The organism is Streptomyces sp. NPDC002463 (genome assembly GCF_042889835.1).
In the GTDB taxonomy this organism is placed as follows: domain Bacteria; phylum Actinomycetota; class Actinomycetes; order Streptomycetales; family Streptomycetaceae; genus Streptomyces; species Streptomyces nymphaeiformis.
In genome coordinates this window covers 244,733-271,145 of sequence record NZ_JBIARL010000004.1, presented here as the reverse complement: position 1 = coordinate 271,145, position 26,413 = coordinate 244,733, and the positions used below count along the sequence as shown (strand labels likewise).

25 protein-coding genes and 2 pseudogenes are annotated in these 26,413 nt (G+C 70.1%); 14 read left to right on the top strand and 13 right to left on the bottom strand.

The genetic code is table 11. The features are described from left to right. The gene (locus tag ACFYX3_RS11420; protein WP_389011158.1) at nucleotides 1–1,506 is read left to right on the top strand and encodes a NuoM family protein; all 1,506 of its coding nucleotides are present in this window, start codon (nucleotides 1–3) and stop codon (nucleotides 1,504–1,506) included. Beyond that, a complete protein-coding gene (locus tag ACFYX3_RS11415; RefSeq protein ID WP_389011155.1) occupies nucleotides 1,503–2,921 on the top strand; it encodes an NADH-quinone oxidoreductase subunit N in 1,419 nt (472 codons plus the stop codon). Before ACFYX3_RS11420 ends, ACFYX3_RS11415 begins: the two co-directional genes overlap by 4 nt. 697 nt (nucleotides 2,922–3,618) lie before the next feature. Here ACFYX3_RS11415 and ACFYX3_RS11410 read toward each other — a convergent pair. From ACFYX3_RS11410 to ACFYX3_RS11395, 4 genes and pseudogenes are all read right to left on the bottom strand, one after another. Next, nucleotides 3,619–4,875 (bottom strand): MFS transporter, encoded by a 1,257-nt coding sequence (locus ACFYX3_RS11410; protein WP_389011152.1) that lies wholly within the window; start codon nucleotides 4,873–4,875, stop codon nucleotides 3,619–3,621. A 162-nt stretch (nucleotides 4,876–5,037) separates the two neighbouring features. After that, nucleotides 5,038–5,176, bottom strand: a pseudogene (locus tag ACFYX3_RS11405) (dehydrogenase); the annotation flags it as partial. Nucleotides 5,177–5,204: 28 nt separating this feature from the next. Beyond that, entirely contained in the window at nucleotides 5,205–5,615 is a 411-nt protein-coding gene (locus ACFYX3_RS11400) for a cupin domain-containing protein (protein WP_389011149.1), read from the bottom strand. A 25-nt stretch (nucleotides 5,616–5,640) separates the two neighbouring features. Continuing rightward, nucleotides 5,641–6,657, bottom strand: a complete 1,017-nt coding sequence (locus ACFYX3_RS11395; protein ID WP_389011146.1) for a zinc-dependent alcohol dehydrogenase family protein — start codon at nucleotides 6,655–6,657, stop codon at nucleotides 5,641–5,643. A gap of 196 nt (nucleotides 6,658–6,853) precedes the next feature. Between ACFYX3_RS11395 and ACFYX3_RS11390 the strand changes: the two genes are divergently transcribed. Next, a complete protein-coding gene (locus ACFYX3_RS11390) occupies nucleotides 6,854–7,747 on the top strand; it encodes a helix-turn-helix transcriptional regulator (RefSeq protein ID WP_389011143.1) in 894 nt (297 codons plus the stop codon). 82 nt (nucleotides 7,748–7,829) lie between these two features. On the opposite strand, the gene ACFYX3_RS11385 is transcribed toward ACFYX3_RS11390, so the two are convergent. The 3 genes from ACFYX3_RS11385 to ACFYX3_RS11375 form a co-directional block, all read right to left on the bottom strand. After that, nucleotides 7,830–8,912 carry a zinc-binding dehydrogenase gene (locus ACFYX3_RS11385; RefSeq protein WP_389011140.1) on the bottom strand — a complete coding sequence of 361 codons (1,083 nt, stop codon included), beginning with the start codon at nucleotides 8,910–8,912 and terminating at the stop codon, nucleotides 7,830–7,832. A 67-nt stretch (nucleotides 8,913–8,979) separates the two neighbouring features. Further along, nucleotides 8,980–9,546: an antibiotic biosynthesis monooxygenase gene (locus ACFYX3_RS11380; protein WP_389011138.1), complete on the bottom strand. Its 567-nt coding sequence runs from the start codon at nucleotides 9,544–9,546 to the stop codon at nucleotides 8,980–8,982. Nucleotides 9,547–9,785: 239 nt separating this feature from the next. Then, a complete protein-coding gene (locus ACFYX3_RS11375; RefSeq protein ID WP_389011545.1) occupies nucleotides 9,786–10,679 on the bottom strand; it encodes an AraC family transcriptional regulator in 894 nt (297 codons plus the stop codon). Between the two features lie 143 nt (nucleotides 10,680–10,822). Between ACFYX3_RS11375 and ACFYX3_RS11370 the strand changes: the two genes are divergently transcribed. Beyond that, on the top strand, nucleotides 10,823–11,407 hold the full coding sequence (locus ACFYX3_RS11370) for a TetR/AcrR family transcriptional regulator (protein ID WP_389011135.1): 585 nt from the start codon (nucleotides 10,823–10,825) through the stop codon (nucleotides 11,405–11,407). Between the two features lie 48 nt (nucleotides 11,408–11,455). Here ACFYX3_RS11370 and ACFYX3_RS11365 read toward each other — a convergent pair whose 3' ends face one another. Then, nucleotides 11,456–11,932 (bottom strand): tautomerase enzyme, encoded by a 477-nt coding sequence (locus ACFYX3_RS11365; protein ID WP_389011132.1) that lies wholly within the window; start codon nucleotides 11,930–11,932, stop codon nucleotides 11,456–11,458. A 300-nt stretch (nucleotides 11,933–12,232) separates the two neighbouring features. Here ACFYX3_RS11365 and ACFYX3_RS11360 point away from each other — a divergent pair, with 300 nt between their 5' ends. After that, a complete protein-coding gene (locus tag ACFYX3_RS11360) occupies nucleotides 12,233–13,156 on the top strand; it encodes a serine hydrolase (protein WP_389011129.1) in 924 nt (307 codons plus the stop codon). Nucleotides 13,157–13,469: 313 nt separating this feature from the next. Here the strand turns inward: ACFYX3_RS11360 and ACFYX3_RS11355 are convergent, their stop codons facing one another. Further along, on the bottom strand, nucleotides 13,470–14,048 hold the full coding sequence (locus tag ACFYX3_RS11355; protein WP_389011126.1) for a winged helix-turn-helix domain-containing protein: 579 nt from the start codon (nucleotides 14,046–14,048) through the stop codon (nucleotides 13,470–13,472). A gap of 108 nt (nucleotides 14,049–14,156) precedes the next feature. On the opposite strand from ACFYX3_RS11355, the gene def reads away from it, so the two are divergent. Both def and ACFYX3_RS11345 read left to right on the top strand, forming a co-directional pair. Continuing rightward, on the top strand, nucleotides 14,157–14,819 hold the full coding sequence (def, locus tag ACFYX3_RS11350; RefSeq protein WP_389011542.1) for a peptide deformylase: 663 nt from the start codon (nucleotides 14,157–14,159) through the stop codon (nucleotides 14,817–14,819). A gap of 190 nt (nucleotides 14,820–15,009) precedes the next feature. Next, nucleotides 15,010–16,461, top strand: a complete 1,452-nt coding sequence (locus tag ACFYX3_RS11345; protein WP_389011123.1) for a hypothetical protein — start codon at nucleotides 15,010–15,012, stop codon at nucleotides 16,459–16,461. 286 nt (nucleotides 16,462–16,747) lie between these two features. On the opposite strand, the gene ACFYX3_RS11340 is transcribed toward ACFYX3_RS11345, so the two are convergent. After that, entirely contained in the window at nucleotides 16,748–17,974 is a 1,227-nt protein-coding gene (locus tag ACFYX3_RS11340; protein ID WP_389011120.1) for an MFS transporter, read from the bottom strand. Further along, the gene (locus tag ACFYX3_RS11335; RefSeq protein WP_389011117.1) at nucleotides 17,971–18,921 is read right to left on the bottom strand and encodes a MerR family transcriptional regulator; all 951 of its coding nucleotides are present in this window, start codon (nucleotides 18,919–18,921) and stop codon (nucleotides 17,971–17,973) included. The genes ACFYX3_RS11340 and ACFYX3_RS11335 overlap by 4 nt, the downstream gene beginning before the upstream one ends. Nucleotides 18,922–19,665: 744 nt before the next feature. Between ACFYX3_RS11335 and ACFYX3_RS11330 the strand changes: the two genes are divergently transcribed. Next, a complete protein-coding gene (locus tag ACFYX3_RS11330; protein WP_389011114.1) occupies nucleotides 19,666–20,319 on the top strand; it encodes a class I SAM-dependent methyltransferase in 654 nt (217 codons plus the stop codon). Between the two features lie 282 nt (nucleotides 20,320–20,601). Here ACFYX3_RS11330 and ACFYX3_RS11325 read toward each other — a convergent pair whose 3' ends face one another. Next, a complete protein-coding gene (locus ACFYX3_RS11325) occupies nucleotides 20,602–21,063 on the bottom strand; it encodes an Lrp/AsnC family transcriptional regulator (protein ID WP_389011111.1) in 462 nt (153 codons plus the stop codon). 62 nt (nucleotides 21,064–21,125) lie between these two features. Here ACFYX3_RS11325 and ACFYX3_RS11320 point away from each other — a divergent pair, with 62 nt between their 5' ends. The 6 genes and pseudogenes from ACFYX3_RS11320 (at nucleotide 21,126) to ACFYX3_RS11295 (ending at nucleotide 25,106) form a co-directional block, all read left to right on the top strand. Next, entirely contained in the window at nucleotides 21,126–21,875 is a 750-nt protein-coding gene (locus ACFYX3_RS11320) for an AzlC family ABC transporter permease (RefSeq protein WP_389011108.1), read from the top strand. Beyond that, nucleotides 21,868–22,197 (top strand): branched-chain amino acid transporter permease, encoded by a 330-nt coding sequence (locus ACFYX3_RS11315; RefSeq protein WP_389011105.1) that lies wholly within the window; start codon nucleotides 21,868–21,870, stop codon nucleotides 22,195–22,197. The genes ACFYX3_RS11320 and ACFYX3_RS11315 overlap by 8 nt, the downstream gene beginning before the upstream one ends. Before the next feature lie 119 nt (nucleotides 22,198–22,316). Continuing rightward, nucleotides 22,317–22,490 (top strand): annotated as a pseudogene (locus ACFYX3_RS11310) (acyl-CoA thioesterase domain-containing protein); the annotation flags it as partial. 224 nt (nucleotides 22,491–22,714) lie between these two features. Beyond that, the gene (locus ACFYX3_RS11305) at nucleotides 22,715–23,017 is read left to right on the top strand and encodes a hypothetical protein (RefSeq protein ID WP_389011102.1); all 303 of its coding nucleotides are present in this window, start codon (nucleotides 22,715–22,717) and stop codon (nucleotides 23,015–23,017) included. Between the two features lie 112 nt (nucleotides 23,018–23,129). After that, a complete protein-coding gene (locus tag ACFYX3_RS11300; protein ID WP_376583877.1) occupies nucleotides 23,130–23,342 on the top strand; it encodes a hypothetical protein in 213 nt (70 codons plus the stop codon). Nucleotides 23,343–24,479: 1,137 nt separating this feature from the next. Continuing rightward, entirely contained in the window at nucleotides 24,480–25,106 is a 627-nt protein-coding gene (locus ACFYX3_RS11295) for a hypothetical protein (RefSeq protein ID WP_389011098.1), read from the top strand. Nucleotides 25,107–25,157: 51 nt separating this feature from the next. On the opposite strand, the gene ACFYX3_RS11290 is transcribed toward ACFYX3_RS11295, so the two are convergent. Further along, nucleotides 25,158–26,153 (bottom strand): GNAT family N-acetyltransferase, encoded by a 996-nt coding sequence (locus ACFYX3_RS11290; protein WP_389011539.1) that lies wholly within the window; start codon nucleotides 26,151–26,153, stop codon nucleotides 25,158–25,160. Nucleotides 26,154–26,413: the final 260 nt, after the last annotated feature.

The window sequence follows — 26,413 nt, the reverse complement described above, 5'->3', positions numbered from 1 at the left end:
TTGCTCACCGCCCTCGTCTTCGCCCCGACCGCGGTCGCCGTCCTGCTCCTGGCCCTGCCCCGCCGTACCCCGGTCCGGGCCATGCGCGCGCTGTGGGTCGCCACGGCGGGCGCCGAGCTCGGGCTCGTCATCGCCGTGTGGGCCGGCTACGAGACGGACGGCGGCATCCAGTACGAGGTGCGGGCCCGCTGGATCCCCAACGCGGGGGTCGGCTACCACGTCGGCGTGGACGGCCTGTCCTTGCCGCTGCTCGCCCTCACCTGCGTCCTGTTCCTGGCCTGCGCCGTGTACGCGCTGCGTGACCGACACCGGTTCCGTGAGTTCGCCGCGCTCTTCCTCTTCCTCCAGACGACCTGCCTGGGACTGTTCGTCTCCCTCGACCTGATCCTGTTCTTCGTCTTCTTCGACCTGTCGATCGTGGCGATGTACTTCGTCATCACGGGCTGGGGACACGGTGACGCCAAGCGGGCCGCGCTGAAGTTCTTCCTCTACACCTTCATCGGCTCGCTCGCGCTGCTGCTCGGCTTCATCGGCCTGTACCTCGCCGCCGCGCCGCACACCTTCGACATCGTGGACCTGACCAGGCAGAACCCCCTGGCGGGCCGGGGCACCTACGCCGGTCTCGTACTGCTCGCGATCGGCGTCGGACTCGCCGTCAAGACGCCCACCGTCCCGTTCCACACCTGGCTGCCCCCGGCCCACACCGAAGCCCCGGCGGCCGGATCGGCCATCCTCGCCGGCGTGCTCCTGAAGATGGGGACGTATGGATTCCTGCGCATCGCCATGCCCCTGCTGCCGGACGCCTGGCGGCGCTACGCCCTCGTCCTCGTCGTCATCGGTGTCGTCTCCGTCCTCCACGGCGCCCTGGTGGCGCTCGCCCAGACGGACTTCAAGCGCATGGTCGCGTACACCTCGGTCAACCACATGGGCTACATCGTCCTGGCCGTCGGCGCCGCCGCCGCGACCACCGGCACCTCGGCGCAGGCACGCTCGCTCGCCGTCACCGGCTCGGTCACCCAGATGGTCAGTCACGGCCTCATCACGGGCGCGCTGTTCCTCCTCGCCGGAGTCCTCCACGACCGCGCGCGGAGCTACGACATGGGCGCGTACGGCGGCCTGGCCGCGCCCGCGCCGGTGTTCGCGGCGCTGACGGGTGTGGCCGCCTTCGCTTCCCTCGGTCTCCCCGGCTTCTCCGGGTTCATCGCGGAGTTCCAGATCTTCACCGGTGCTCTCGGGCCGAGGCCGCTGGCCACCGCGCTGTCCGTGCTCGGCATCCTCCTCACGGCCGGCCTGTTCCTTCGCGCCCTGCGGCAGCTCCTCATGGGCCCGCCACGCCTCCCCGACGCACCCGGCACCCCTCGTGCGTTCGCCGACCTGCGGGCCCACGAGAGCGCCGCCGTCGTCCCGCTCCTCGCGCTCGCCGTCGTCCTGGGCATCGCCCCGCGCTTCCTCCTCGACGTCATCGAGCCGGCCTCGCGCACGGTCCTGGAGCTCCTCGCCCGATGACCGACATGAACGAGAACCCGCTCGACATCCTCCCCGAGCTGCTCCTCGCCGCCTCGGCCGTCCTCGGACTGCTGCTCGGCGCGTGGTTGCCGCGCCGCCGGCAGTGGCTCGTGGGGATCCTCGCCTGCGGTGCGGCGCTCGCGGGCATCGTGGCGGCGTCCGTCGCCGCGGCGGGACCGGATCTCACCGCGTTCGGCGAGGCGTTCGCCGTCGACCCGGTCACGAGCACCTCCCGCGTCGTCGTGCTCGGATCCGTCCTGCTCGTACTCGCCCTGTGCGCCCGGCCGTTCCACGCTCACCCCCGCGAGAGCGAGCTCTACGTACTGCTGCAACTCTCCGCCCTCGGCGCCCTCGTCATGGCCGGAGCCCAGGACCTGCTGCTGCTCGCCGCCGGCTACCTGCTCGCGAGCATCCCCGCGTACACCCTCGCCGGCTTCCGCAAGGACGGTCCGGGCACGGAGGCGGCCCTCAAGTACTACGTGATCGGCGCTCTGCTCGGTGTCGTCATGCTGGCCGGCATCACGGTGCTGTACGCGGCCGGGCGAGCCACGGGATACCCGCTGCTCGGCCCCGCCCTGCCCCAGGCACCCGCGGCACTGGTCGCCGCCGGGACCGTGGGCCTGCTCGCGGGCGTGCTGTTCAAGGCGGGCGCCGTCCCCGCCCACTTCTGGGTGCCGGACGCGATCCAGGGCAGCACCGCGCCGGTCGCCGCCTTCCTGACCACCGTCCCGAAGATCGGCGCCCTCGCCGCTCTCCTGCGCCTGGGCGAGAGCGCCCTCGCCGACAGCGGCATGCCGTGGGCGGCGCTCGTCTCCGTCATCGCCGCCGCCTCCATGACCCTGGGCAATCTCGCCGCCTTCTTCCAGACGGACGTGAAGCGGCTCCTCGCGTACTCGACCATCAGCCAGGTCGGCTACCTGCTCCTGCCCGTCGCCGTGGCCGGCCGCTCCGCCCTGGCCCAACCGGCCCTTCTCTACTATCTGGCCGCCTACGCCGTCACGAACCTGGGCGCCTTCGCCGTGGTCTGCGCCCTCCCCCACGCCACCCGGATCGACGACTACCGCGGGCTCGCGCGGCAGCGCCCGCTGCTCGCCGCAAGCCTGGTGATCTGCCTGCTCGGCCTCGTCGGCACACCGCCCACGGCGGTCTTCGTCGGCAAGCTGGAGGCCTTCACCGCCGCGTTCGACGGCGGCTACGCCTGGCTCGCCGTCCTGGCCGCCGTGAACACCGTGGCCTCGCTGTTCTACTACCTGCGCCTGATCCTGCCCGCCGTATCAGGACGCCCCGCCGACGACCTCACCGACGGCGACCTCCCGGCCCGCGTCGCCGCCTACACCGCCGCCGCCGTCTCGGTGGGCCTGGGGCTGGCGGCGGGACCGGTGCTTCCGCTCCTGAGCGGCTCCCTCAGCACATGACGGCCATCGCGGACGACGACGAAGGTGCGTACAGCACGTTCTTCGGTCACAGCGGTCCGGCCGCCGAGGTGGGGCAAGCACTTCCCTTGCAACTGACGACCTGACACATGAGCGCCGAGGGGGCGTGAGGGCGGTCCGGCCACACCAAGCAAGGCACCAGGTTGCACGCGGAGTCGATCGCGCAGCTCTACGAGCGGGGCAAGCCCTCCGACCGGACGAGCACGTCGAGCCGGAGGGGCAGCTTGTCACGTGGATCCCGGTCATGGATCGCCCGACCGGATGGACGCGCTCGTGCACGCCCCGGCCGACCCGGCCCCGGTCTCCACGGGCAGCGGTCCGTACGCCGGCCAGCGGCGTGTGGGGCACCCCTGAACTCCCGCATATGCCGGTGGCCGGTTCGTGCACACCTCTGGCGCACCCCCGTAGCCCGGTGGCAGGGTGAAGGGCACGCGGCTCCCCGCCCCACCCCAAGCGGGCTACGCCGTCGGCCCTGCCTTCCCACGCCCGTGAGGACAGGACCGCGCCCGCCTCCCGGCTCCCCACGGGAGGCTGCAGGCGCGCCCGAACGAGCTCGGAGACAGACAGACCAGGGCGAGGTCCTGGTGACCGGCGCCGTTGAGTTCCTTCGCTGCCCGGTTCACGGCCGTCTCGTTGATGACGGCGAGGGCGACGGCTGCACCTGATGTACGGAGGTGTGTCAGCGCCCGGATGGCACAGATGCTGTCCCGTGGTCCCGTATGCGGGCCGGGGCTGTGCGCCGGGCCGCGATCCGGGCCTGCCGTCGGGTGCCGCCGAGGACGAGGGCGATGAGCGGCAGGAGGGTGAGGGCGGCGGAGGCGGCGCCGACCAGGGCCGGTCCGGTCAGGCCGAGGGAGGTGTTCAGGGCTTGGCCGGCGAGGGCGGAGCCGGCGGCGATGCCGGTGTTGTAGGCGGAGGTGGACAGGGCCGAGGTGAGGGTGGGGGCGTCGCCGGCGAAGCGGACGGCGAGTGAGGTGACGACGGGGTTGACGGTGAACCCGGCCAGGGCCATGAGGAAGACCAGGACGACGGCGGTGGCGGGCCCGGTCGACAGCGGGATCAGCAGGAACAGTGCCAGGGCGGTGACCGCGGCGGCCGTGATGGTGGTGGCCATCGGGCGGCGGTCGCCGAGCCGGCCGCCGATGGCGGTGCCGCCCAGGGCGCCGAGCCCGAAGACGATCAGGACCGGCGGGACGGCCCCTGACGGGATGCCGGCGCGGTCGGTCAGCAGCGGCGTGATGTAGGTGTACGTGGCCAGGACACCGCCCATGATCAGGACGGCGGCGGCCAAGGCCAGCCACAGCCGGCCCTGGCGCAGGGCACGGACCTCGGCCCGTACGGAGAGCTCGGCCCGCTGTTCCGTCGCGGGGATGAAGCGGGCGACGAACACGGCGGCAAGGGCGGCGAGGACGGCCAGGGCCCAGAAGGGGCCGCGCCAGCCGGTGTACCGGCCGACGAACGAGCCGATCGGCACGCCGACGACGTTGGCCAGGGTCAGGCCGCCCATCATGACGCCGACGGCCCGGGTGGCCCGCGCCGGGCCCGCGGCGGCGGTGGCGATGACGAATCCGACGGCCCAGAACGCACCGGTGGCCAGCGCGGTGACCACCCTGGCGGCGAGGACGACCGTGAAGGAGGTGCTGAGCGCGGCGACGACGTGTCCGAGGGCGAAGAGGGACAGGGCCAGGACGAGGGTCAGACGCCGGGGCAGGCGCAGGGTGACCAGGGCCGCGGTCGGCCCGCCGACGATCATGCCGACGGCGAAGGCGGTGATCAGCAGACCGGCGCGGGAGAGGCCGACGCCGAGGTCACCGGCGATCTCCGGCAGAAGTCCGGCGATGACGAACTCGGTGGTGCCCATCAGGAACGTGCCGGCGGCGAGCACCCAGACGACGAAGGGCAGCTTGCCCGTGGGGGTGCCGGCTGCGGAAGGCATACAGGTGGTTCTCTTCCTCTTGGGGGGGGCCAGGGGATGGCCAGGGTCAGGAGACGGCTTCGACGGTGATGCGCTCGGCCCGGCCGAGCCGGTCTGCGCTGACGTCGAGGTGGCCGAGGATGATCAACTCGGCGGCGTGGACGTTCCGGTCGGCCAGGGCGTCGTGGAGCTCGGCCACCAGGTCGTCCTGGTGCTGGAGGCTGCGTGAGACGAGGGCGACGCGGTGGCCGGCGGTGCCGAAGCGGCGGGCGGCCGCCAGTCCCAGGCCCGGTCCCGCGCCGACGAGAGCGAAGGCGGTCACAGGGTTCTCCTCGAGGACGACGGGGGGCTCAGCCGGTGGCCGGGGCTGTGGCGTACTCGGCGTCGGTGACCGGAGTCAGCCAGTGCACGACGTCGTGGGCGTGGTCGCCCTCGTTGAGGGCGAGGTGGACCATCAGCCGGTTCGGTGCGGCGCCGTGCCAGTGCTCCTCGTCGGCTTCGAACAGGACGCGGTCGCCGGGCCGGATGACTTCCACCGGTCCGCCGCGGCGCCGGCACAGGCCGACTCCTTCGGTGACGAAGACGGTCTGGCCCAAGGGGTGGCGGTGCCAGTGGGTGCGGGCGCCGGGCATGAAGTGCACCAGGGAAGCGGTGACCCGGGACGGGGCCGGGGCCGCGGCGACGGCGTCGATGTAGACGTCGCCGGTGAACCAGTCGGCCGGGCCTTTGACGGTGTCGATGGAGCTGCGGGTGATCTGCATGGTCGTTCCTCGGGCGGTAGGCGGGTCAGGGAGTGAGGAGGGTCTTGATGGCGCGGCGCTCGTCCATCGCCTGGTAGCCCTCGGCGACCTGTTCCAGGGGCAGGGTGAGGTCGAAGACCTTGCCGGGGTCGATGCGGCCGGCAAGGACGCGGTCGATCAGGTCGGGCAGGTAGCGGCGCACGGGTGCGGGACCGCCGCGCAGGCCGACGTGGGAGAAGAACAGCTCCTGCCCGTCGACCGCGACGTCGTGGGGGACGCCGACGAAGCCGACGCTGCCACCGGGCCGGGCCGCGTGCAGGGCCTGCCGCATGGCCTCGGCGGTGCCGACGCACTCGAGGACGCTGTCGGCGCCGATCCCGCCCGTCAGCTCCTTGATCCGGGCCACGCCCTCCTCACCGCGCTCGGTGACGATGTCGGTGGCGCCGAAGGCCAGGGCGAGGTTCTGCCGGGACTCGTGGCGGGACATGGCGATGATCCGCTCCGCGCCCCTCTCCTTCGCGGCGATCACCCCGCACAGGCCGACCGCGCCGTCGCCGACGACCACGGCGGTCGAGCCGGGCCTGACCTCGGCGGCGTCCGCGGCCCACCAGCCGGTGCCCAGCACGTCCGAGACCGCCAGCAGTCCCGGCCAGAACTTGTCGTCCGGCACCTCGTCGGTGGCGACCAGGGTGCCCTGGGCGTCGGGGATGCGGACGTACTCGGCCTGGCAGGTGGACATGAACTCGCGGTTCAGGCAGTTCGACGGGAATCCGTTCCTGCAGTTCGCGCAGGTGTTGTCCGAGGTGGCGAACGAGCCGACGACGAACTGCCCGGGCCGGACGGAGGTGACCTCGCTGCCGACCTCCTCCACGAAGCCGACGTACTCGTGCCCCATCGGGTGCGGGTCGCCGATCGGCTCCGCGCCCCGATAGGGCCACAGGTCCGAGCCGCAGACACAGGTGACGGCCGTACGGATGATCGCGTCGGTGGGGTGAAGGATCTTCGGGTCGTCCAGGGTCTCGAAACGGACGTCGCCAGGGGCATGGATCACTGCGCCGCGCATGAGGGTTTCCTTGGGTACGAGAGGGCCGGACCGCCGTGGGCGGCCCGCGTGCCGGCGTTCCCGCTCTGCCGGAGGGGCAGCAGGGGGAACGCCACGTCGTCCAGGTAACCCGTGCTTCGCGGGCGCAGCGAGTCACTGACGAGGGGTGTACCAGCAGTACATCCCTCCGTCGCCCGCCAGGCCGTACCGTCGAGGTGTGGACAACCGAGCAGAGGTCCGTGAGTTCCTCACCTCGCGGCGATCCAGGATCACCCCCGAGCAGGCCGGGCTGCCCTCCGGCCCCCGGCGCCGCGTCCCGGGGCTGCGCAGGAGTGAGGTCGCGGCGCTGGCCGACGTCAGCGTCGAGTACTACGCCAAGCTGGAGCGCGGCAACCTCGCCGGCGTCTCACCGGCCGTCCTCGAAGCCGTCGCCCGCGCCCTCCGGCTCGACGACGCCGAACGCGCCCATCTGCTGAACCTGGCTCATGCCGCTGACGGCTCCGACGCCCTCACCCGGCCCCGCCGACGCCGTACCAAGGACCAGTGGAAGCCGCACCGCAGCCTGCAGTGGACCCTCGACGCCATCACCGCGGGGCCCGCGTTCGTACGCAACGGCCGCATGGACCTTCTCGCCGCCAACCGGCTCGCCCGTGCCTTCTATGCCGACGTCTACGCCGATCCGCACAACCAGGCGAACCTGGCCCGCTTCCAGTTCCTCGACCCCGCCTCCCGCCGCTTCTACCCCGACTGGGACGTCGCCGCCGACATCTCCGTGGCCATCCTGCGCACCGAGGCCGGCCGCAACCCCCACGACAAGGACCTGCACGACCTCGTCGGCGAACTGTCCACCCGCAGCGACGCCTTCCGCACCCGCTGGGGCGCCCACGACGTCCGCCATCACGGCACCGGCACCAAACGCTTCCACCACAAGGCCGTCGGCGACCTCACCCTGGCCTACGAAGGGCTGGAGATGGCCGCCGAACCAGGCCTCACCCTCACCGTCTACACCGCCGAACCCGGCTCGCCCTCCGAAGAGAGCCTGCGGCTCCTGGCCTCCTGGGCAGCCACGGAAGAAGCCGCCTCGCCGGCGAGACCATCGGCAACCGGCTGACCACAGCTCACACGAATCCAGCTGGTTCGGCTTCGGGGGCGGGCTGCCGGAGCCGGTTACGGGGCTGTCCATGCGGACGCCGTCAGATGGCTCGAGCGGCGGCACGCTGCTCGGCACCGCCGTTCGCGTGGCGCTTCCCGCGTCTCACTTCTCCAGGGTGAAGATCGGCTTGTGGCCGGGCCGGTCGGAGGTCAGCACGTCGGGGATCTCCTCCCAGGCGTGGATGGAGCTGGTGACCAGTTCGGGGTGGAGCTTGCCCGCGGCCACCGCTTCGAGGGTCGGCGTCATGTTCGGCCGCGCGTGCCCCCTTGCCGTTGTGGAAGTGGACTCCGCGCTGGTAGAGCGCGAGCAGAGGGATCTGGACGTCGTCGAAGTAGATGCCGACGCTGTTGACGTGCCCCTCTGGCATGACCGACAGCAACGCCTTGCGCAGTCGTTCGGGGTTGCAGCCGGCGTCCACGGCGAGGTGGAAGTCCTTCTCGCGCTTGCCGTTGACGTCGTGGACCTCGGCGCCGAGCTGCTCGGCGACCTTCATCCGGACCGGGTCGTCGTCGTAGTACACCGTGTGGGCACCGGCGCAGTGGACCGCGACGTCGACGCAGTAGAGGCCGATGGAACCGGTTCCGCCGAAGACCGCGATCTTCGGGTCGGTGATCCCGGCCACGGTCGGCATCACCGTCTCCCAGCCGAGCGCGAGGTTGTCGCCGATCGACGCCAGGTGGACGGGGTCGATCCCGTCGGGCAGCTTGGCGAGGTTGAAGTCCGCGTAGGGAACGCGGATGAGCTCGTCGAAGGTCCCGCCCCAGGCCCCGTTCACGGGGAGCCCGTACTGGGCGTCGCCGTGACGGAGGCAGCGGGCGGTGTGGCCGAGCCCGCACTGTGCGCAGGTGCCGCAGGCGACGTGCCAGGCGACGCCGACGATGTCACCGACCGCGATGTCCGTGCAGTCGGGGCCGACCTCGACAACCGTGCCCACGCACTCGTGGCCGAGCGGGAACGGGCCGAATCCGGAGAACGGGGTCTTGTCGGCGATGACGTGGTGGTCGAGGTCGCAGGTCGTGGCCGCGAGCGGACGTACGAGCGCGTCCGTGCCCTCGACGATGGTGGGGGCGTCGACTTCGTCGAAGCGCAGGTGCCCAGGGGCGACGAACATCAGGCTCTTCATGGGGTTCCTCGGTGTCGGGGGTGGGCGTCGGGCCGTAAGACGTGCCCGAGCCGGTGTCTGTGGTGGGTCAGAGAGCGCCGATGTGCGACTCGCCGGCTTGGATCGCGTCCAGGAACAGCGCGGTCGGCCGACCCGCCGAGGCCTGGGCGAGAACGACGCCGACCTCCCGCATCGCGGCGCCCTTCATGTGTGCGGCCAGCGCCTCCTCGGAGGCCCACTTCTCGATCACGACGAACTCGCCCGTGGTGCCCGCCTTTCGGTGCAGCGCGTACCGCAGGCATCCGTCTTCGGCGTGCACTGCGGGCGCGGCCGCCCGCAGCGTCTTCTCGACCAGCTCTTCCTGGCCGGGCTTGGCGACCATCGTCGCCATCAGAACGACCGGATCGGCCATGGTGACCCCTCTCGCGTTATGACACTCGTTATAGTTATGACGGTCGCTATAGCAGGTGCTCACGACCTCCGGGTAGCCCGCAGTTCTTTGCGCAGGATCTTCCCGACCGTGGATCCGGGGATCCCCGGAGACGACGAAGGCCTTCGGGATCTCCTCACCCGAGGCGTCGGCCACACCGATCACGGCAACGTCGCCGACGTCCGGATGGGTCAGCAGCAGCGCCTCCAGCTCCGCGGGCGCCACCTGACAGCCCTTCCAGCCGTCCTGGGGTACGGCGATCTCGGCGCCGGTCTCGGGATCGACGAGTCTGTTGGCGGTGCTGAGCAGCGGCCGGCCGCTCGCCCCGACCGGCGCGCGGCGGCCCGCGACGGCCGTCCCGCCGTCGACGACCGCACGATGTGGCCGACCGGGCCGAGTTCGGTCGTGCCGTGCCCCTGGACGACCGGGACCGACAGGCAAGGGGACAGCGCTGCACCCGGTTCCTAGTCCAGAGGGGCAGCGCCGCTGACGATCGCCCGCAGCCAAGTCAGGTCGGACCGGGGCACGGTGACGATGCGTACGGGGACGGCGCCGAACGCGCGGCCGACCGAGGAGCACACCGAGGCCGCGACACCCTCGCGCGGGTCCACACAGCGCGATTCCAGGCACTCCACGACCATGTGCCGCAGTTCGGGGTTGACGGGTGCGGACATCGGCCGGGCGAAGAGCTTCGCCGGCACCCGCAGCAGGGCCTGGTCCGTGTTGAACCGCACCGGGGCGCCGAAGAACGCGGTGTACACCGACTCGTCCGTCAGCGGCGGGTGGGGCAGGTGGACCCCGAGCAGCTCGTATCCGCCGCTCATCGTGATGAGGTTGCGGTGCAGCAGCCCCAGGCCTGCATCCATCGACTGCGGCTCGAAGGGAACGTCCGGATGGACCAGCCGGTACTCGACCGCGCCCACTCCCGCGTAGCGCTCGGGGTCGGGACCACGAGACAGCCGCAGGCCCTGGTTGTGCACGAACAGGAAGCGTGACGCGCAGTCCAGGCCGTCTCCGACCGTGTCGCAGTTGCCGACGGCCACGGCCAGCGGGCCGAGCATCGACACGTCCTGGGATGCAGCGAGGCGCAGACCGGGATCAGGACAGTCCAGCCACGTGGTGGCACTGCGCAGGATCCGCCCGGCCGTGACCGCCGGCAGCAACCCGTGATCGGAATCCAGATCACCGGGGCACACACCGAATTCGGCCAGCAGCGCCGCCCCGTCGCCCCCGAGATCGTCGACCGGACGGTCGATGCCCCTGATCGCGGCAGCCCGGATCTGGACTCGCGTACGCTCAACGCCATCGACCACCTGGCACGAGCGTGGCCCGGTCTCCGGCGACGCAGGACGCCTCATCGACGAGTACCCCGGGGAATTTTCCCGCCACCTGCCCACTCCCGCCTTGCATGACGCTGCCGCTGATACGCGGATTCGGGACGGCCCGCAATCATTGCCCGCGCTAGGCTATGACAGTCGTTATATCCAGAGGGAGTGCACAGGTGGTCAAGAGCAGTACGCCGTCACGCGAGCGGATCGTGGCCGGAGCGGCCGACATGATCAGCCGGCGCGGGCTGAGCGCCACGAGCATCCGGGAGATGGCCAAGCACGCCAAAGCGCCGCTCGGCTCGACGTACCACTACTTCCCCGAGGGCAAGCAGCAGTTGGCCACGGAGGCCGTCCGGTACACGGGCGAGTGGATCGCCCGCAGCCTGCGGAAAGAGCTGGAAGCGGGGCCGGCGGCGGGCCTCGGGGCCTTCCTCGGCCTGTGGCGCAAGATCGTCGTCGACAGCGACTTCCACGCCGGCTGCCCCGTGCTCGCCGTGGCCATCGAGGAACCCCAGGACGACGAGATCCCGCCCGCACTGACGGCCGCGGCCGAGGTCTTCGAGCAGTGGGAGGCCCTGCTGGCCGACTCGCTTCGGGCGCACGGCGCCGAGGCCGAACAGGCCGCGCAGCTCGCGACGCTCATCGTCGCGGCCGTCGAGGGCACGGTCGCCATGTGCCGCGCCCAGCACAGCACGGCGCCCCTCGACCGCACCGCCGAACAGCTCCAGGCCCTCATCGCCGGCGCGACCGCGAAGTGACCCGGGCGCGGGCCCGCCGGGGCGCGGACGCCCGGACCCGGGGCGGGGTCACGCACCCAGTGCGGCACGGATGGCCTTCACCTTCCCCTCCGTGAACACTCCGGTGTCGAGGAGCGAGAGAACGGACAGCACGCCACCGCTGGAACCCCAACCGCCCTCGTCGATCACACGGAAGTTGACCCACCAGGTCGGCGACGGCTGCGCGAGGTCGCAGGCGTCGGCCATCGCGGCCAGGACGCGCTCGATGACGGCGGTCCTGACCTCCTGCCGCCAGTCCCCGTCCATCACGGCCACGTCGATCACCATGACGTCGGCCTCCGGCCCGATGTCCGCGAGCAGCCGCCCACCGATCGCCATCATGTCCGGCTGACGCCCCACGAAGTGCACCTGGAACCCGACCCGCGCGGGCGGGGCGAACTGCCCCACCTCGGGCACGAGGACCGCGTCCGTCAGGGTCTCGGCCCGCGCGCGGCGCTGCTCCAGGCTCAGCCGTCCCGTCGGGGAGCTCACGGTGATGATCGTCACGACATCCTCCTATGACAGTCGTCATAGACGGCTCGCAGCGTACACCCGCCTATAACGAGTGTCATAGAAAGGGGTGGAGCACTGCGCCGATTCGATGTCTGACGGTCGACCTGACGCAGGCCGCTGGAACCGTTCCCGAGGGGCCGCCCGAGGCAGACCCGGCCCTTTCGCGGCGGCGTCACGCGCACGGGGGGCCGGTCCAAGAATTCCACTGGATTCGTACAACCATCCGCACGCTCGTGAGTCATGTAAGGCGAGCACGCCGAAGGCGTGTTCGTTTCGCTTCCAGGGGGGACCCACATGACTCACCGCATATCCCTGCGCGCCCGCGTGCTTCCGGCCGTGGCTGCCGCCGGGATGCTCGTGCCCGTCGTCGCGGGCGCGGCACCCGCTTCCGCCGCCACCGCGCCGCAGGTCAGCTGCACGTCCGGCAAGGCCGGGCTCGCCACCAAGCTTCAGAGGGACATCACCGCCGCCCTCGCCACGCGCACCGGTACCGTCGCCGTCGGCCTGCGCGACCGCACCACGAACACCACCTGCACCCTGCGCGCCACGGTCTCGTACGACTCGGCCAGCGTCGTGAAGGTGACCGTCCTCGCCACGCTCCTCTGGGACGCCAAGAAGACCAACCGGTACCTGACCACACGCGAGTCCACCCTCGCCACCGCCATGATCACCAAGTCCGACAACGCGGCCACCACCTCCCTGTGGAACCAGCTCGGCGTCACCAAGGTGAAGGGCTTCCTGGCCGCTGCCGGCATGACACGGACGGTGCCGGGGTCCGGCGGCTACTGGGGGCTCACCCAGATCAACGTCACCGACGAGCAGCGGCTGCTCTCGCTGATCACCGCCAGGAACACCGTCCTGAGCGACAACTCTCGCGCCTACATCAGCAAGCTCATGGGGCAGGTCATCAGCTCGCAGAGGTGGGGAACGCCGGCCGGCGCGCCCTCCTCCGTGTCCGTGCACGTCAAGAACGGCTGGCTTCAGCGCGCCACGCGCGGCTGGCGCGTGCACAGCGTCGGCACGTTCCAGGGCGGCGGCCACGACTACACCATCTCCGTGCTCACCGACGGCAACAGCACGATGACCTACGGCGTGAACACGATCCAGGCCGTGGCCAAGGTGATCCACCGGGATCTGATCCCGACCACGACCACTGCGACCCGTTACACGCCGACCACCACGCCGAGCGAGGCGTACGTCGCGGTGCCCCAGGGCTGACGCCTTGATCGCACGCGCAGAGGGCAACCGGAAACAGCGGGCCGGACTCTCCGCGGCATCTTCCGCCACCTCCTGCCACACCCCCGCCTCGCGATAGCCCTGGCATCGGCCCAGCCGGCGGGTTGGTCTTCAGGCAGGCCATGGAGCAGCACCAGGAACATGGAGCGGCACCAGGAACTTCGGCGGGTCGGGCGACGGCGGCCGGCGACCGACCCGCCGGCCGCCCCACGCCTCACGGAAACGCGAAGGGCCGGCCGCCCGCTGCCCGTCCCCCGAAGGCGGGTGGCCGGCCGACCTCGGCGCCGACGGCGCCTCAGCCCTGGCCCGCGTCGTCTGCCGGGTGGGGAAGCAGGGGGAACAGTCGGGTGATGAGGGCCACCGGCCGAGCGCCGTCGGGCCGGGCGAGGGGGCGTTGTTCGCGGTCCTGGTAGGGCTCGAGCGCCCGCCGGATCACGTTCGCGACCCGGCTCATCTCTTCAGGTGTCAGATAGGCGACAGCGCTGAAGGCTTCGTCATGGCGCCACTCGGACGGCACTTCGTCTCGCCGGCCCAGCCATCGCTGCCAGCTCTCGTCCTCCAGCCCGCGGGCCAAGTCGCCGAACTGCTCCTCCATAGGAGCGTCGGCGGCGGGGGTGTGCTGCTTCAGACGCCAAGGACGTGCACGACCCCCGCGGTGGGGGGCTTCTTCGATGAATCCGTGACGTGCGAGCTGCCGCAGATGGAACGAGCAGAGACCAGAGCTGTAGCCCAGCCGGGAAGCGGCTTCGGTCGCCGTGACGGTGCCGACTTCGGCGAGGAGGTCCAGCAGGGCTGTGCGGACTTCGTGCTCACGCAGTTCTTCGCTGGTGCCGGCCGCCTGGCCGTCCGGGGTGTCGACGTCATCTTCAGTCACTTTGCAAAGTCTGCTACTTTGCAAAGGAGTTGGCAAGCAGCAGCCCTGTCGAAGGCATCAGCTGCGGTGGCCTCCGCTGCATCTGCGGCGCGCGCAAAGGAGACAGCCATGTCCGTTCGTCACGAGCGGTCCCGTCCCGTCGACCGCCGAGTCCGTGTGCAAGGGCGCCCGGTAGACGCCTATCCGGCCCTGTCACCAGAGGTGGAGCGGGGTTCGGTTCGCAGGGTCACGGTGGTGGGTGAGGAGGTGCTGAGCCGCCCCTGCCGGGAGGTGACCGAGTTCGGGACTCCGGAGTTGTCGGCGTTGATCGACGACATGTTCGTGACCATGCATGTGGCCGACGGTGCCGGCCTGGCCGCCAATCAGGTTGGCGTCGACCTCCGCCTGTTCGTGTACGACTGCCCGGACGACGACGGGATCCGGCACGTCGGTCACATCGTCAACCCGGTTCTGGACCTGCCCGATCCGGGGAGTCGGCGGCTCGTCGACGAACTCGAGGGCTGTCTGTCCGTGCCCGGTGCCGCCATGGCGGTTCCCCGCACCGATCGTGCCGTCGTCCGGGGGTTCGACAAGGACGGCAGCCCTCTCGTCATCGAGGGGTTGGGCTACTTCGCCCGGTGCCTGCAGCACGAGACCGACCACCTCGTCGGCCACACGTATCTCGACCGACTCTCCAAGCGGGACCGCAAGGCCGCGTTGCGGCAGATGGAAGACCGCAGGGAGGACGTCATGGAGCAACGCGCGATCAAGGCCGCCCGCCTGGGCCGATGAGACGCTTGTCAGCACCTGGGTCCTCGGCGGAGGCATCGCTCACCCCGGGAACGCCGCCTCGTCCCCGCCCGTACGGGCGGTCTCGTCGCGGCGTTCCCGGGCCTTGACGACGGACCTCCGGCCCTCCCATAGCACGGCGACTCGACTCGCGCAGTTCGACAGGTCGTGGCCATAATGGAACGAGGAATGGATGCGGTCGCGGAAGGGCGACATGATGTCGGATCGCATTCTTTTCTACGGCGCAGGGGGGCGAGGAGTCGTCGAGTCGATCGGTGTCGACAACATCCTCAGGGACGAAAGAGTCATCCCCGCAGGTGGTTTCGCACCGGACTGGACGCAAATCACCGCACTGAGCGGCAATCGCATTCTCTTCTACGGAAAGTCCACAGGGCGCGGAGTCGTCTGCTCTGTCGACAGCAACAACATCATCAGGGACGTCACGGTCTTCCCCTCGGGCCGATTCACCACCGACTGGACGCAGGTCGCCGCACTCCAAGGTGGTCGCATCCTCTTCTACGCTCCCTCCGGGCGCATCGTCATCTGTTCCATCGACGCGGACAACGCCATCAAGGACGTCACCGTCTTCCCCGCCGGCACCTACGCATCGGACTGGACGGAGATCGCCTTCCTGCAGCCGCCGGCAAAGCCGTCTTCCTGGGCTGTCGTGCTGATCAAGTTCAGTGACGCGACAACGGCACCGTCCTATCCCCGCGAACGCTTCACGGAGGTGTTCGGTGGCGCAGGCGTCGGCAGGTTCAACATGGTCGACCACTTCTGGGAGATGTCCCACGGAGCACTCGACCTCAGCGTGTCCAGGGTGTTCGGCTGGTACACGATCCCCCAGAAGAAGAGCGACTACACCGGGTCGGGAGCGAACCCGGCAGGCCGCGCGGACCTCATCACATGGGCACGCAAAGCCGCTGCGAACGCGGGCGAGAATCTCTCCCCCTACGCGGATCGCGTCTTCGTCATCACGCATCCCCCCACGGACCTCTTCGGCGGGGCGGGGCTCGGCGGCGTCTCCGGCGACGACAGAGACGGCGCCGGCATGTCCTCGCTCTCCCCGGCCCTGGTCGGGCAGGAGATGGGCCACGTGTATTCCCTCGACCACTCCCGGGCGGGGGGCGTCGAGTACAGGGACAGCTGGGACGTCATGAGCAACCGTGGCCTCTACATGGCGCCGCACCCGGTCTACAAGGAGCTGGACGGCAGCGGGCGGCCGATCTGGCGGATCGGCCCCGGGCTCAACGCCGCCAACATGGCGGGCCGAGGATGGCTCGACGCCTCGCGCGTCTGGCAGGCCGCTGCCACCGAGTCGAACAGGGTCGTCGACCTGAGACCACTCCACAGCCGCGGTCTCGCCGGCCACCTCTGCGCCCGCGTGGGCCCGTACTTCTTCGAGTTCCGCGTGAAGGAACTCTGGGACGCGGCCATCCCCCAGCCGTGCGTGCTGGTGCACGAGTTCAACGGCAACCAGTCGGACCTTCTCCCCGCGACGAACGGCCACCAGGACCTGCGTACGGGCGACGAGTTCCTCAGAGGAAACCCCGCCAGTCCCACAGGAACGCTCGTCCAGGTCAAGGTGCTGAACATCGACGCCGCTACGCGCACGGCAAGGCTCAGCGTGACGCGGCGACCATGACCTCGTCACCGCGTGAACGCCGGGCTGAAGCGCACACCGCACGACTCCCGGCGGATCCACGTCGCCGTCTGCGACAACGTGCCGGGTGGGTGAGGTCGAGGGCATCGACCTCACCCACCCGTCCTCCGCGCCAAGCACGACGTGAGCATCCGCTGGCCGTACGCCGTACCGCATCGGCCACCGGCGTCGGCTCATCCGCCGGCCGGCCACCGGCACCAACGGCACGCCTCCATCTGGTCATCCGCAAGCCGACCGCTTCCTCGCCTTCACCGCCTCGCCTGCGCTCTCATCTGCTATCGCAGACCCTCCAGCCGGCCACAGCAGCCGTCACGACCAGCACAGGAACGAGCACGAAAGCCGCCGTGCTTCCTTTCGCTTCGGCGAGGTGCGCGAACACCGCCGCTCCTGCCGCACCACCGGCCATGTCGAGGGTGCTGAGCCAGGACATGGTCTCGGTGACCTGCCCGGCCGGAGCCAGATCACCGCCAGTGGTCCGCAGCAGGGCAAAGACGGATCCGATGACAAGGCCGGCGACTGGGCACACCATAAGGACCACCGTCGGGGAAAGTCGTGCGGCCACGGCCAGAGTCGCGCATCCGAGGGCGAACAAGCCGAGCAGGACCGGAAGTGCGAGCCCACGCGGCAGCCGCTTCGTGGCCGTACCCAGAGCAAAGCTCCCCACAACGCTGCCGATCGCAAGACTGCCCAGGTACAAGCCGGTCAGCGTGGCCGCATGCTCCTGGCGCGCGTAGATCGGCAGCACCACGTCCACGGCCGTCACCCCCGTGACGAACAGGGCGTCGGCCACCAACAGGAGGCGCAACGGGGACGAGGCCAAAGGCCCCAGCCAGTGCCCGACGGCGGCCGAAGGCACGACGGCTGCAGAGGAATTGCCCACCAGCGCGACACTGGCGACCGTCATCGTCGTGATGGCCGCGAACGGCAGGAGAGGCGAGAGCGACAGGCTGAGCCAGCCGGCGAGCACCGGTCCGACGATCAGCGCGGCGCCCATCAGGGAAGCGTCGAGCGCCATCGCCGTCTTCAAGGTCGTGCTGGTGGTGACGCTGTGCCAGACGGATCGCATCATCACCGCGACGGGTGGAGCGCTCGCGCCGACGGCCGCGGACAATGTGCAGATCAGCGTGACGGCGGCGCCGCTCCGCACCGCCGTGATCACGGCGGTGGTGGCGGTGAGATTGGCGGCAAGGCAGCTGAACAGGACCGGACGGACCGGTAAGCGGTCGATGAGACGTCCTCGCAACGGTGCGGTCAGACCTTGGCCGAGAGTGGAGCAACTCACCGCCAGTCCGGCGGTCCCGTACGAATGGGAGCCGCTGACCAGGAGCAGCAGGCTCAGGCTGGACATGCTCGCGGCCAGCTTCGACGTCATGCTGATGACGGCCATGCGCCAGAAGCCGGGCACGCGGAGCAAGTTCTGGTAGTCGGCAAGGATCCGATCCTGCGCCGGGTGGTCCGGTCCTGTGGTGTCGAGCGTGGTGCGTGATCGGCTCATCGCTGCAGCATTCGGGTACGGAGTGCCGCAGCGGACCAGGTGAGTGCGGGCGCCAGGCTCTCGGGGGCCTGCCAGCCGTTGACGACGGCCAACAACGACAGGTACTGGTCCCGGCGCGCGTCGTTCATCCGCTCCAGCCGGGCGGCGAGTCTCCGGTAAAGGGCGCGGGGATCGTGTGAGGCCGGGTGGCCGAGGATGTGCGCGTAGTGGGCCGCGAGTGCGGTCACGATCGGCTCCGCAGCGGGCGAGTCCGGCTCGACGCCGGCCTCGAGTGCCGGTGTCACCTGGGCGCGGACGGCTTCGGCGAGGATTCGGGGCAGGCCCGTGGCGTCGTCCGGGGCCCGGTCGGCCGCCAGGTCCTGGGCCATGCCGTGCAGTGTGGTGCGGAAATCCCGGTCCTGGGACAGCTCGGCCAGACGTACCCACGCCTCGATCTGCTCGGGCTCGGGGTCGTCGGGCAGTTCGGGTGTCAATGAGCGGGTGACCGCCGCGAACGCGGGGTGATCGTGCAGGCCGTCGAACACGGCACCGAGGAAGTCATCGATCAGATACCGCCGTTCGTCTGCCGACAGACGTGCCAGTTTGTGCATGAGATCCATCTCCTGGGGAGTCGAGCCGCGCCTGGCCACCGCCGTCAGCACAGCGCGGCGCTGCCGCAGGACGCGGATCTGCACGTCCAGTGCCTCGGCATGCGTCGCCGCGACGTCCGTCAGCGAGACCTCCCGGTCCACGACCCTGCGGATCGTGGCCAGGTCGATTCCCAGCTCGCGCAGGGTGCGTACGAGCTCGAGGCGTGCGAGGGAACCGGCACCGTACCGGCGGTATCCCGCCGGAGTGCGGGTGGTGGGTGGCACGATCCCGGTGTCGGCGTAGAACCGGATGGCCTTCACCGTCAGACCCGTCCTCCGAGCCAGATCACCGATCGAGTAGAGCGTCTCGCCGTTCATGCCCCCACCTTCACGTCTCCCCCTACCGGAGACTCAAGCCTCAAAGCCACCAGACTGCCCTGCTCGGCAGAGCACACGGACAAGTTCAGTTACGAGATGCACAGATGTCCGGTACCGCCGATCCGTTCCTGCACTGCACCATCGAACGCACTACGGCCCCACTCGCCGGCTGCCGCCGCCTCCACCGACGCTACAAACGGTCGTCCTGGATGCTGCACCAGGGACGCGGAGCGGGCTGATCCCGGCGTGGTGATGATCGACACGGGAACCGCGGGGTGGGCGTCCACCTGGCTCAAGGCTGATCCTGCTCACGGCGGTGCCGGATGCTTTGACGACGGGGCTGGGCAGTACCCGGGCGGGTCGGGTCGGCGCGCGGCCCGACCCCGTCGTCAGCCGGTCAGGACAGGGCGATTCCGACGACGGGTCAGCTTCCGTCGTCCAGGCGGTGGCGCGGGCTCGGCGCAGGCGTTGCAGTTGTCGTCGTCGGCAAGGCGGGCGGTGCGGGGCCACCGGCTGATAGCCCCGCCCAACCGAGAGGGGAGAACCATCGCGACCGTCCTCAAGAGCCTCCTCGCCCGCCGCGGCGACCGGTCGATGAGTGAGCGGGCCCGGGGCAGCCAGTCCTCTGATCGGAAACGATCACCGGAGTGGTGTGATGGCCGAGTGTCAACGGCGGTGGATGTCGCGCAGGTCGACTCGAGGTCGTGCCACGCCCTGTCAGTTCTCGGGTCTAGGGTCGCCCGCATGGCTGAGCCCTCCTTTCTGACCGCCGTACGCGAGTCGTACGACACGGTCGCCGCCGACTACGTCGAACGCGTCCCGCCGCCCGCCGCGATGGACCCGCTGTCACGCGCGATGCTGGCGGGATTCGCCGAACTCGTGCGGACGACCGGTCCGGGGCCGGTCGCGGACCTGGGATGCGGCCCCGGCCGTGTGACGGCGCACCTGGCCGGGCTGGGGGTGTCCGCCTTCGGCGTCGATCTGTCACCGAAGATGATCGGGCTGGCCCGACAGGCCTATCCGAACCTGCGGTTCACCGAGGGCTCGATGACCGCACTGGAGATGAGGGACGACGAGCTCGGCGGCATCCTGGCCTGGTACTCCACCCACCACACGCCCCCGCATTGGCTGCCGGCGGTGTTCGCCGAGTTCCACCGCACGCTCGCACCCGGCGGCCACATCCTCTGGGGAGACTACGTCGGCGACGAACGCCTGCAGCCGACCCAGGGTTATGGCCGACCGGTGTCCTACGAGTCGTACCTCCTGCCCCTGGACCGCACGGTCGGCCTGCTGGAGCAGGCCGGACTCGTCGTCACCGCGAGGCTGGAGCAGGAGCCCGGCGGACGGGCGAACAGACCGCACGCCTGCCTGCTGGCCCGCAAACCCGCAAAAGCATGACGGGGCTTGTTCCTGCGGCAAGGGCGTTTCCTCGCCGTTCGCCATGGCGAGGCTGCCGGCGAAGCGTACGAGGTTCGGCGCCGGGACGAAGGAGTCGCGCAACCAGACATCGAAGACGTCGGCTTCGTCCGCGGTCACGTCGACGAGGGTGACGCAGGGGCAGTCGGGCTCAGTGATGACCCTGGTGCCGTCCATCCCGTGTCTGCTTCGCCTCGACGAGCTGTCCGTCGAGGGAGCGGATGACGTCCACCATCAGTCCGCGCCTGCCGGGACTCCGGCCGTTCATGCGCCGACGGACTTGATGGTCTTCATCGTGAGGTGGGAGGTGAAGCGCTGGACTCCGGGCAGTCCGCTCAGCTTGCCGGTCAGGAAGGCTTCGCAGGCGGCGTGGTCGGCGACGGCGGCGCGGATGAAGTAGTCGGGGCGGCCGTACATGCGCCGGAACTCGATGACCTCCTCGTACGAGGCGACGGTCTTCTCGAAATCCTCGAAGCTCTTGCGGTCGTTGGCGTAGATCTCGACGTCGATGAGGACTTCGAGGCCGCGGCCGACAGCGGCCGGGTCGATCACGGCCCGATACCCGGTGATGACGCCGGCTTCCTCCAGCCGTCTGACCCGGCGCAGGCATGGCGGTGGGGTGAGGCCGACCCGCTTGGCGAGCTCTACGTTGGTCAGTCGCCCGCCCTCACGCAGATGAAACAGAATTTCACGATCGATCGCATCGAGTGGCACTTCATTACTCACAACCCGACGATACAGCCATGATGCGCAACCATATAAGGGGACATCTTTTCTAAAATGTCTCCATGCCTATACGTTCTGCTGCTGCCGCGGCTTCCCTGCTGCCTGCCGCCGATCCGGCGGGCCGGCCGCCGTCCGACGCGCGGACGGCGTTCCGGGACTCGCTCTCGGTGGGGATGGGATTCGTGCCGCTGGGCCTCGCCTTCGGGGCGCTCGTCGTCCAGTCGGGTCTCGACTGGTGGTGGGCGTCGCTGTCGGCCGCGGTCGCCTTCGGCGGCTCGTTCGAGTTCCTGCTGATCGGCCTCGTCGTCGCCGTGGCTCCCCTCGCGTCGGTCGCGGTCGCCGCGTTCCTGGTGAACGTCCGCCACGTCTTCTACGCGTTGTCCTTCCCCCTGCACCGCGTCACCGGCAGGCTCGGCAAGGCGTACGGCACGTTCGCACTGTGCGACGAGGCGTACGCGCTGGCCTCGGCCGAGCAGGCCCGCTCGTGGACCGGCCCGCGCATCCTGTGGACCCAGTTCTTCCTGCACGCGTACTGGGCCGGGAGCGCGACCGCCGGAGCACTCCTGGGCTCCCTCATCCCCGAGGGCGTCACCGGTCTGGACTTCGCCCTGACCGCCCTGTTCACCGTGCTGGCCCTGGAGGCGCTGCGGGACCTGCGCGGCGACCTGCCCACCCCGCTCCTGGCCCTGTTGAGCGCGCTCGCGGCTCGGGTCGTCTTCCCGGACCAGATGCTGCTGGTCGCCTTCGCCCTGTTCACCGCCGGGCTGCTGGCCCGGCACTCGATGACCGCCAGGAGGCCGAGCCATGCCTGACACCACGTACGCCGTCGCAGCTGTTCTCGTCGCCGCCGCCGTCACCTGGGCGCTGCGTGCCCTGCCGTTCGCCGCCCTCGCCCCGCTGCGCACGAGCAGCACGGTGCAGTACCTGAGCACGCGCATGCCGGCCGGCATCATGATCATCCTGGTCGTCTACTGCCTGCACGACCTGCCGGTGACCGAGGTCCGTGCCGTGGCGCCGCTCGTGGCACTGGCCGTCACCGTCGGCCTGCACCTCTGGCGCCGCAACGCCTTGCTCAGCATCCTCGGCGGCACCGCCGTCCACGTCCTGCTGACCAGCATCGTCTTCGCCGCCTGAGCCCCCGCCCCCCCCTGGAAGGAACACGTCCGTTGAGCACCGACAGCTACTTCGAACGCATCGACGAGCACCGCTACAAGCCCACTCCGCACGCGAGCGGAGCCTGGGACCCCGATGAGATGCACGTCAGCCCGCTCGCAGGCCTGATCGTCCATGCCCTCGACGGCCGCCTCGCCGGCCGCCCGGGCAGTGATCTCGCCGTGTCCAGGATCAGCTTCGACATCCTGGGCCGTCTGGCCCTCGACGAGTGCGAGATCCGTATCGAGACCATACGGCCCGGCCGCACCATCGAACTGATCGAAGCCGTCGTCCTCATCTCCGACCGGCCCGTCGTACGGGCCAGGGCCTGGCTGCTTTCCTGCGGTGACACCACGGCCGTCGCCGGAGGCACGGCCGACCGGCTCACGCCGCCCGAGGTGCTCGATTCCTGGCCGATGGCCTCGGTATGGCCGGGCGGTTACATCGCCTCTCTCGACGTGCGCCCGGTCGCACCACCGCAGCCAGGCCGTGCGACCGCGTGGATCACACCGGCCTGGACCTGGTCGCCGGCGAGGAGGTCAGCCCGCTCGCCTCGTACGTCGCACTGGTCGACACCGCCAACGGCATCGCCGTACGCCAGTCGCCCACCGCCTGGATGTTCCCCAACGTCGACCTGACCATCCACCTCCACCGCCGGCCCCGAGGCCGCTGGACCGGCCTCGACACCACCGTCGTCTTCGGCCCCACAGCCCAGGGCGTCACCACCACGGTCCTCCACGACACGGCCGGCCCCGTCGGCCACGCCCAGCAGATCCTCACCATCCGCCCCCAGCCCTCCTGAACCGGCGCGAAGCCTGGCTCGGGCAGAAGGAGTCGCCCCCGGCCTCCTGCGAAATCCGCCGGCCTCACACGGCCCTCCGTGTCCCGTGACCGACCCGATGCATCCTGGACGTATGGACAGCGCCCCGATAGTCGTCCACCAGCCCTCCCCCACCGGCGGCCGACGCGTCACCGCGCACGGGAACATCCTGGGCCTGGCCCACAGCGACAACGACGTCGTCGAGTTCCTCCGCCGCGCCGGCCTGCCCGACGCGGAGAACCTCCTCGACGACCCGGCCTGGGTCAAATGGAAGGACGGCCACGCGCACCACTACGAGGCTGCCTGACCCGCCCGGACGCCCACGTGGGTTCCCTGCCGACGGGGCTCCTCGCAGGTCGGAGCAGCCGGCCGGCAGCCGGCACACGTAAAACCGACTTCCTCTGCACCGTGGACGCCGGGTCGGACATCGCCGTCGTCGGACCCTGCATTCATCGCCCACGCTTCGGCGCCCCGCTCCGTGGACAGTTCGCGCCAGTGGTGGAGGTCGTCGAGGCGGTGGAGGTGCTCGGTGCCGGTCTTGCCGACGGGCTGGGCAAAGGCCGGGCCGTTGCGTCGGGCCCGGCGCACGCCCGCCGGCGTCGTACCGGCGAGCCCCTGCTGTGCGGACCGAAACCCGACCAGGGCTCCTTCGCCGGGTCTTCAACGGGCTCCGCGGCACCCTGCGTCTCTCGAGAATGACGCGGTGCAGCCGACGCCACTCTCCGGATGCGGTCCCGACGGAGAACCTCCGGTGCGCCATCGCCGACGACACTCCGAAGGTCGGTGGCAGATACCGCCACGCGTACCCACTGGTCAGCACGTTGGTCGATCGGCGCGGTGCCGCCGCCCTGCGGGCGCGAGCGGAAGGGCACCAGTACCGGCTCGACCACTGCCCATAGGTCATCCGGAACGAAACGCTGCGACAGATCCCCACCCATGAACGATCATGATGCCGCTGCCGGGCGGTCCCGGCCGACGGTCGGTGCAGGCGTTGAGTCGGCCGCCCCTGCCACCCCGGAACGGACGCATGGCTCCTCGTCCATCGATCCGCGCCCGCTGAACGCCGACGAGCGCGCAGTACTTGAACGCATCCTGTCGGCGGAGTTCGTCGGCGCGTCGCGACTCCGGAGTCAACCGGACCGCACCGAGGTGATCTCCATCCGGGGACCCGGCTCCGTGAGCATCGACCTACAGGTCCGGGAACCTTGCGAGCGCGCAGCACTGCCGCAAGCGGTCGCGCCCGTAGACGCGCACGTCCATGACCCGTCCGGCGACCACGTCGGCGAGATCTCGGGCGTGGCCGGGATCGGACAAGCGGGAATCGCCGACGTTACGGGCCCGGGCCGACCGCAGGCCCCGCCAGGTTCCCGGAACTCTCAGTGACGAGCGGTTACGGTGAGACGTCAGCAGATCGTCTTGGATCACTGTCGTCCGGAGGTCGTCCTTGCTTCGTCTCGGCGCGCTCGCCGTCACCGCGGTCCTCTCCCTCGGCGGAACTCCCGCACAAGCGGTGGACGGGCCGGAGAAACTGACCGTCATGTCGAACGAGCAGTACGAGGAGCTCCTCAGCGGTCAGGGGCGGCCCGCCGCACCACATGGGCCGGCGCCCCGTACCGACAGCGACACCGACGACACCGACACCGACACCGACACCGACACCGACACCGACAGCCTGGCCATCGCCGCGGCAGCCCCGGGCTGGGCCGCGCCCAAGTTCAACAGCAAGGACCGTCGAGACAAGGTGAAGCCGACCCGCGTCGGCGCCAGCGAACTGGGCTGGAAACACTCCTCCGGGCCGCACGACATCCCCTGGACCCACCTGATCGCAGCTCTTCGACAGGTCCTCGTCCATCGCCCCGTCCCCGGCAGCACCGACCCCTGGGCATCCCCCTCGCCGACGCCCGCCGACACATCCTCGACGCCCTCGGACTCGACGTCTCCCTCCACGGCAAGAACGGCCGCGTGCACGAGGGAAACACCGCCCTCATGGCCGCACTGCCCTCACTCGTCCCGGACGAACTCGACAGCAACCGCTCCCCCGGCCGGTGTCTACGACTTCACCCATGGGTGAGACACCCTCGCAAACGGCGGAGTGTCCCAGAAACGCCCGAAGCTGTCGAAATCAGACGGCGATCGGCTTGCGGTAGCGGACGTGCACGTTCTGGCGCCGGAACCCCACGCTCTCGTAGAGGTCGTAGGACCGGTGCGGATTCGCGGTCCCGGTGTACAACCGGGCGGTCTCCGCACCGTGCTCCCGAAGGCATCGCAACCCGTTCAGCAGCAGGGCCCTTCCAAGTCCCAGACGCCTCGACTCCTTCCGGACGCTCAATTCCTCGACCTCGCCCACAGTCGGGTCCTGCCGACGGATGGAGCACAGGGCGACACCGGCCATTTGTTTCTCATCCCAAGCAGCCCGCCAGCAGGCCGAGTCGGCCGTGGCGAGAAAGCTCTCGAACGTCCACCTCTGGGTGAAGGCGGCACCCGCATATGAATCGACGACCGTCTTCCAGGCTGCGCGGTAGTCGCTTGGATCGATGGGACCGACTCGGATACCGACTGGCAACGGCTTGTCGTCGGGGAGCTGTCGGAGATCGGCCAGCTCCAGCTCCACCAGGCCGAAGACACGTCGGTATCCCCTTTCGAGCAGTAGCTTCGTCGCATCTTGTTCGGAGGTCATGGCGTTCGCGCCGAGAACGGCCGTCTGTGCGGTTCCATGCTGTCGCACGAGCTGACGGATACGGCTTTCTGCCCAGTCGAGCATGGCTGAGCCGATGCCCTGGCCGCGGTGCTCAGGCAGCAGGTAGCCGCGGTGCAGGTACAGCCACGTCCCGTCCCGCTCCTCCCACCACCTGATCGTCGAGTAGCCGACGACGCCACCGATGTGCTCCACCAAGACCTGGTTCCGGGATGGGTCGTCCAGCTCGGCGGAGGCTTCGGCGATCTCGGCTGCCGTCGGGAGGCCTTCCACAACCGAGCGGGCGTCGATCCTGCCCCGCTCTGCACAGCCCAGCCGCACAGCGGCCATGGCGCCGTGGTCTTCCTGGCCGTGATACGGCCGGAAGACGTAACCAGGCATCCGTTCCAGCACTGCAAGGCCGTCGCCGCTGTTCACGCCCACACCGAGACCCCCGTCGTGTTGGATATGCGGTGTCATCGATCTCCGAAGCGTAGGCCGTGCGGATCGGACGGCAGAACTGTTTTCCGTTGCATGACCGTTCGCGGGGACTCGACTGACGAGGAGTGGGAACCGCTACGGCAGCCGGTACGCACGGCGGGAAGGGAGCTCCGTCGCTTCCGGTATGCGAGGGATCGCCTTGAGGAACGCCGGCGGTGATGAGGTTGGAGGCGGACTCGGCGCTTACCATCCGCCCGGTCAGC

What these genes read in the sequence shown, in the direction of transcription:
- ACFYX3_RS11400 (WP_389011149.1), bottom strand. Translation starts at nt 5,615, where the DNA reads ATGCAGATCACCCGCAGCTCCATCGACACCGTCAAAGGCCCGGCCGAC.
- ACFYX3_RS11340 (WP_389011120.1), bottom strand. Translation starts at nt 17,974, where the DNA reads ATGAGCCGATCACGCACCACGCTCGACACCACAGGACCGGACCACCCG.
- ACFYX3_RS11300 (WP_376583877.1), top strand. Translation starts at nt 23,130, where the DNA reads ATGGACAGCGCCCCGATAGTCGTCCACCAGCCCTCCCCCACCGGCGGC.
- ACFYX3_RS11360 (WP_389011129.1), top strand. Translation starts at nt 12,233, where the DNA reads ATGACTCACCGCATATCCCTGCGCGCCCGCGTGCTTCCGGCCGTGGCT.
- ACFYX3_RS11375 (WP_389011545.1), bottom strand. Translation starts at nt 10,679, where the DNA reads ATGAGGCGTCCTGCGTCGCCGGAGACCGGGCCACGCTCGTGCCAGGTG.
- ACFYX3_RS11410 (WP_389011152.1), bottom strand. Translation starts at nt 4,875, where the DNA reads ATGCCTTCCGCAGCCGGCACCCCCACGGGCAAGCTGCCCTTCGTCGTC.
- ACFYX3_RS11385 (WP_389011140.1), bottom strand. Translation starts at nt 8,912, where the DNA reads ATGAAGAGCCTGATGTTCGTCGCCCCTGGGCACCTGCGCTTCGACGAA.
- ACFYX3_RS11395 (WP_389011146.1), bottom strand. Translation starts at nt 6,657, where the DNA reads ATGCGCGGCGCAGTGATCCATGCCCCTGGCGACGTCCGTTTCGAGACC.
- ACFYX3_RS11345 (WP_389011123.1), top strand. Translation starts at nt 15,010, where the DNA reads ATGCGGTCGCGGAAGGGCGACATGATGTCGGATCGCATTCTTTTCTAC.
- ACFYX3_RS11415 (WP_389011155.1), top strand. Translation starts at nt 1,503, where the DNA reads ATGACCGACATGAACGAGAACCCGCTCGACATCCTCCCCGAGCTGCTC.
- ACFYX3_RS11320 (WP_389011108.1), top strand. Translation starts at nt 21,126, where the DNA reads ATGCCTATACGTTCTGCTGCTGCCGCGGCTTCCCTGCTGCCTGCCGCC.
- ACFYX3_RS11315 (WP_389011105.1), top strand. Translation starts at nt 21,868, where the DNA reads ATGCCTGACACCACGTACGCCGTCGCAGCTGTTCTCGTCGCCGCCGCC.
- ACFYX3_RS11335 (WP_389011117.1), bottom strand. Translation starts at nt 18,921, where the DNA reads ATGAACGGCGAGACGCTCTACTCGATCGGTGATCTGGCTCGGAGGACG.
- def (WP_389011542.1), top strand. Translation starts at nt 14,157, where the DNA reads ATGTCCGTTCGTCACGAGCGGTCCCGTCCCGTCGACCGCCGAGTCCGT.
- ACFYX3_RS11330 (WP_389011114.1), top strand. Translation starts at nt 19,666, where the DNA reads ATGGCTGAGCCCTCCTTTCTGACCGCCGTACGCGAGTCGTACGACACG.